Genomic DNA, 3,787 nt, shown 5'->3' with positions numbered 1-3,787 from the left:
ATGGCACGCTCAATCCCTTCCACTTGAGAAAAGAATTTGAAAAAATACTCAGGAGGCTTTTTAATGAGTTATGGGCCAATGAACCATGAGGCGAAAATCCACGCCCCCTTCGGTTACCTTTTCCCGTGAGGCAACGCGAGCCGCTCATGATAGTATAAATCCGTGTCAGTAAAATGCCGGATAAAAATCAGGAGGAAAAGTGAAAGCCATTCACCTGCTGTATGATGACCTGCCGGACATTCTGCCCACTCCGGAGGAAATGCGGCATAAGCGAGTCGAGGTGATCCTGAAGGAGTTGGAAGGCTCCAAACACGTTGGCGGCCTTAAAGACTGGATATCATCCATGCCTTATGTGGGGGAAGATTCTATTTTTCTCCGCCCAAAAGACGCCGGCCGGGAGGACATCAGTTGGGATTCCTGATAGACACGAATGTTTTGGCCGAAATTCGCAAAGGCGCCAACGGCGATGCATCAGTATTGAAGTGGTTCGAAACTGTGGCGGAGCCGGAAATATATCTCTTCCTGTGGCGGACGCCATTATAGCCGCCACCGCCAGCGTCCATGATCTTACGCTTGTGACCAGAAATACCAAGGATATGGGAAGAACCGGTGTGCGCGTCTTGAATCCATTTACCGTAAAATAAAGCCTTCCCGGTCAACCTTGGCCCACCATCCAAGTCCCGATCCCAAGCCTGCCACCCGTGCGCTCTTTTACATGTTGACATGGTCAGGCATACCCGCACGACATCGAGGAAACTTGCCGCCGCCCATCGCAAACATATCTTGGCGCGGTATGGCAGGGGGTTTAGAATATATCCATGTCCACTTCGTGAGGGGGGATCATGCCGAAGAAGAAACTTGGCGTTTTCAAGTTCGCGTCGTGCGACGGTTGCCAGCTTTCCCTGCTCGATTGCGAGGACGAACTGCTGGCTGTGGCCGGGGCGTTGCATGTGGCAAACTTCCTGGAGGCCTCGCGCGAGGTGGTAAAGGGGCCGTATGACCTTGCCCTTGTGGAAGGCTCCATCACCACCCCCCACGACGAAGAGAGGATACACAAGGTACGCCGCCAGTCCAAATTCATGGTCACCATCGGCGCCTGCGCCACCGCCGGGGGAATTCAGGCGTTGCGCAATTTCGCCAACGTGAAGGATTACACCTCCATCGTTTACGCCCGGCCGGACTATATATCCACCCTGTCAAAGTCCACCCCTATATCCGGCCATGTGCCGGTGGACTTCGAGCTTCGCGGATGCCCCATATCCAAAACGCAGCTTGTGGAGGTCGTTAGCGCGTTCCTTTTCGGCCGCAAGCCCAACACCCCGCCGCACAGCGTGTGCGTGGAATGCAAGAAGCGGGAGACCGTGTGCGTGATGGTGGCCAGGGACACACCGTGTTTAGGCCCGGTGACCCAGGCCGGATGCGGCGCCATATGCCCCGCGTACCACAGGGGATGCTACGGATGCTTCGGGCCTGCCGAATCCCCCAACACCGGATCCATATCGGCCCGGTGGAAGGAGATGGGAGTGGACGACGCGGGGGTATCACGGGCGTTCCACGGGTTTAACGCATGGGCGGAGCCTTTTCGAAAGGCGGGCGGGGAGCGATGAAAAAGGACAAGACGATAAAGGTGGAGGCCCTTGCCCGGGTGGAGGGCGAGGGAGGCTTTACGGTGACCATCAAGGATGGCGCCGTGAAGGAGGCCAGGCTTCGCATATACGAGCCGCCACGGTTTTTCGAGGCGTTCCTGCGCGGCAGGATGTTCACCGAGGCGCCGGACATCACCGCCCGGATCTGCGGCATATGCCCCATCGCATACCAGATGAGCTCCGTCCACGCCATAGAGAACGCCCTTGGGATAAAGGTGGAGGGGCAGTTGCGGGAGCTTCGCAGACTGATCTATTGCGGCGAATGGATTGAAAGCCACGCCCTGCACGTGTTCATGCTCCATCTCCCCGATTTTCTCGGTTATGAAAGCGCCATCCACATGGCGGCCGACCACAAGGGGGTGGTGGAAAAGGCGTTGAAGCTTAAAAAGACCGGCAACTCCATCGTCACCACAGTCGGCGGAAGGGAGATACACCCGGTGAACGTGCGGGTGGGGGGATTTTACAGGGCGCCGTCGCGCAAGGAACTTGAGCCGTTGCTGGAAAATCTAAAATGGTCGCGGGACTTCGCCATGGAAGCGGTGAAGCTTGTGGCGGGGCTGGATTTCCCGGATTTCACGCGGGACTACGAATATGTGGCGCTAACCCACCCCGATGAGTACCCGATGTGCGAGGGGAGGCTGGTGTCCAGCAAGGGGCTTAACATCGCCCTGAACGAATACGAAAACCACTTCGAGGAGGAGCACGTCCCACATTCCAACGCGCTGCATTCTGTGATGAAAGGGAAAGGCGCCTATCACGTGGGGCCGCTGGCGCGCTATAACCTGAACTTCGGCAAGCTTTCGCAGGATGCGATGTACGCCGCAAAGGAGGCGGGGATCGGCGACGCGGTGATGAACCCGTTCCAGAGCGTCATCGTGCGCGCGGTGGAGACGCTGTACGCCTGCGGCGAGGCGATAAGGATTATCGAAAGCTATGAACAGCCCGAAAGGCCGCATGTGGAGGTGGAGCCGAAAGCCGGCGTCGGCTATGGCTGCTCGGAGGCGCCGCGCGGGATACTTTGGCACAAGTACCGGATAGACGGCAAAGGGATCATCCAGGACGCCCGCATCATCCCCCCCACGTCGCAGAACCAGAAGATGATGGAAAACGACCTTGGCGAATTCGCCGGGGCCAACGCATCCATGGCGGACGATCAGCTCACATTGCGGCTGGAACAGGCTGTGCGCAATTACGACCCTTGCATCTCCTGCGCCACCCATATGATGAAAGTGGAAGTGCGGAGGGAATGAGGGCAAAGGCGATTACGTCAACAGCGTTACACCCGCCTCAACCGCCGCTTTTGCCAATGCTTCATCCAGCGTGGCCAGAAGCAGATCTTTCCTCAACGCCAATTCAAGATAAGCGGCGTCATAACTGGTGAGTCCATACCGTTGCGCCAAGCCGGTGATTCCGGACAGGGAGTGGATTTCGGCATCGGCGATCAGCGGAAGACGGGCGGCGTGATCGAGAATCGCCACGTGTTCTTTTTCCGATATCCGTTTGCGTCTCCGGGCGTTAATCAGAGCGTTGGCGAATTCAAGCGTCCAGATGGCCGGGACCCATAAGGTGATCCTGTCCAACTTGTGGAGGATGGAATCGGCCAGCCTGCTTTTTTCATCATTGAAAAACCATGAAAGCGTGATGGAACAGTCCACCACGGCGCCAGGCCGGCGCTTTTCCATCAGTATTTGTGCCTTTCATGGGCCAGTCTGGAGATGCGAAGGCCGCCAGACTTCAAACCGGACCGGAGGCGCTTGATATCCTCAATAAGCTCCCGCGCCGCGCCCCCGCCCCCTTCCCGCGCCGCCGGGGTCAGCACCGCCACGGCGCGGCCATGGCGCGTGATGGTGATTTCCTCACCTTGTTCCACGCGGTCAAGCAGACTGGAAAGGTGGGTCTTTGCCGCAAACGCCCCGACGGATTTCATTTTCTCATTTTGACTGGTTGACTGGTCTAATTATATCAGGTTGAAAACGTTATATCCACCATTTGCCGCATTTGTGTAGAGAGCACATAAACTGTCCGGGTCTGTAGCACATAATCTGTCCGGTTCTATGGTGTATCCAGGAGGAAACGCCATGAAGCGGACAGAGTGGTTACAGGAGACTCGGAAGATGAGGTTTTTAGAGGCGTTAACGGAT

The 3,787-nt window shown here is 57.0% G+C and carries 5 protein-coding genes; 3 read left to right on the top strand and 2 right to left on the bottom strand.

Translation table 11 applies throughout. The features are described from left to right. Positions 1 to 199 precede the first annotated feature (199 nt). The 3 genes from HZB29_01400 to HZB29_01390 all read left to right on the top strand — a co-directional run bounded on the left by HZB29_01400 (position 200) and on the right by HZB29_01390 (position 2,896). Entirely contained in the window at positions 200 to 421 is a 222-nt protein-coding gene (locus HZB29_01400) for a hypothetical protein (protein ID MBI5814247.1), read from the top strand. 421 nt (positions 422 to 842) lie between these two features. Further along, complete coding sequence (locus HZB29_01395; protein ID MBI5814246.1) at positions 843 to 1,607, top strand: oxidoreductase; 765 nt, start codon at positions 843 to 845, stop codon at positions 1,605 to 1,607. Further along, the gene (locus HZB29_01390) at positions 1,604 to 2,896 is read left to right on the top strand and encodes a Ni/Fe hydrogenase subunit alpha (GenBank protein MBI5814245.1); all 1,293 of its coding nucleotides are present in this window, start codon (positions 1,604 to 1,606) and stop codon (positions 2,894 to 2,896) included. Before HZB29_01395 ends, HZB29_01390 begins: the two co-directional genes overlap by 4 nt. A 12-nt stretch (positions 2,897 to 2,908) precedes the next feature. Here the strand turns inward: HZB29_01390 and HZB29_01385 are convergent, their stop codons facing one another. Continuing rightward, on the bottom strand, positions 2,909 to 3,328 hold the full coding sequence (locus HZB29_01385; GenBank protein ID MBI5814244.1) for a type II toxin-antitoxin system VapC family toxin: 420 nt from the start codon (positions 3,326 to 3,328) through the stop codon (positions 2,909 to 2,911). After that, entirely contained in the window at positions 3,328 to 3,573 is a 246-nt protein-coding gene (locus tag HZB29_01380; GenBank protein MBI5814243.1) for a type II toxin-antitoxin system prevent-host-death family antitoxin, read from the bottom strand. The genes HZB29_01385 and HZB29_01380 overlap by 1 nt, the downstream gene beginning before the upstream one ends. Positions 3,574 to 3,787 lie beyond the last annotated feature (214 nt).

Source organism: Nitrospinota bacterium (genome assembly GCA_016235255.1).
Classification (GTDB): Bacteria; Nitrospinota_A; UBA7883; order UBA7883; family JACRLM01; genus JACRLM01.
Note: the sequence above shows the minus strand (reverse complement) of the source record. Positions and strands in the feature narration are given on the sequence as shown.

Bases quoted from the DNA above. Each gene is read 5' to 3' on its own strand.
- HZB29_01390 (MBI5814245.1), top strand. From the start codon at position 1,604: ATGAAAAAGGACAAGACGATAAAGGTGGAGGCCCTTGCCCGGGTGGAG.
- HZB29_01395 (MBI5814246.1), top strand. From the start codon at position 843: ATGCCGAAGAAGAAACTTGGCGTTTTCAAGTTCGCGTCGTGCGACGGT.
- HZB29_01380 (MBI5814243.1), bottom strand. From the start codon at position 3,573: ATGAAATCCGTCGGGGCGTTTGCGGCAAAGACCCACCTTTCCAGTCTG.
- HZB29_01385 (MBI5814244.1), bottom strand. From the start codon at position 3,328: ATGGAAAAGCGCCGGCCTGGCGCCGTGGTGGACTGTTCCATCACGCTT.